Here is a 729-nt window from a genome sequence, read left to right on the forward strand (position 1 = left end):
CTCGATTAGTTTCAATTCCGCGGCGTTAAAATCGCAAAACTCTTGATACGCCTCTAAAATGATGTCCAGTTGCATCAGCTTATCTTGGCGTTCGCCGTTAAGTAGCATCCACAAATCTTGTACGGCAGGGCCGTTGCGCGAGTCATCTAAATCGACAAACATTGGGCCGTCGCGCCACAAGATGTTACCCGGATGGCAATCGCCATGCAGACGAATCGTTGCGAAGCTGCCTTGCCAGTGGTTTTCGATGGCTTTGATGAGCATGTCCAAGTCATTGAAAAAGCTGTTTTCTAAATGCATCGGGATCATATTGGCGTTTTGCAAAATCTCACGTGGTTGGTAGAGATACTCGTGCAAACCAATGGTAGGGCGATGTTGAAAAGCTTGTCGGCTGCCGACTTTATGGATGCGTCCTAAAAAGCGACCCACTCCTTCAAGTTGCTCTAAGTTATCGACTTCAAACTGACGACCGCCCACGCTTTCGAAGAGAGCGAACCCATAGCCTTGATAGTGGTGCAGGGTGTTGCCATTGATGCGTACGGGCGGGGCGACGGGGATTTCATTATCAATCAGCTCAAGCGTGAAATCGTGCTCTTCTTGAATCTGCTCGTTGCTCCAACGTTCCGGACGATAGAACTTCACGACGTAGCGACGGCGCTCTTCATCGGTAAATTGATACACTCGGTTTTCGTAACTGTTGAGAGGCAGAAAGCCCGATTCAGCACGAAT

General features: G+C 49.1%; 1 protein-coding gene. It reads right to left on the reverse strand.

Features of this window, described 5'->3' with window-relative positions:
• The coding region (locus R7R78_RS26090; RefSeq protein WP_225474610.1) for a serine/threonine protein kinase at nt 1-729 on the reverse strand (729 nt) is incomplete at both ends.

Source organism: Vibrio sp. 2134-1, assembly GCF_033339495.1.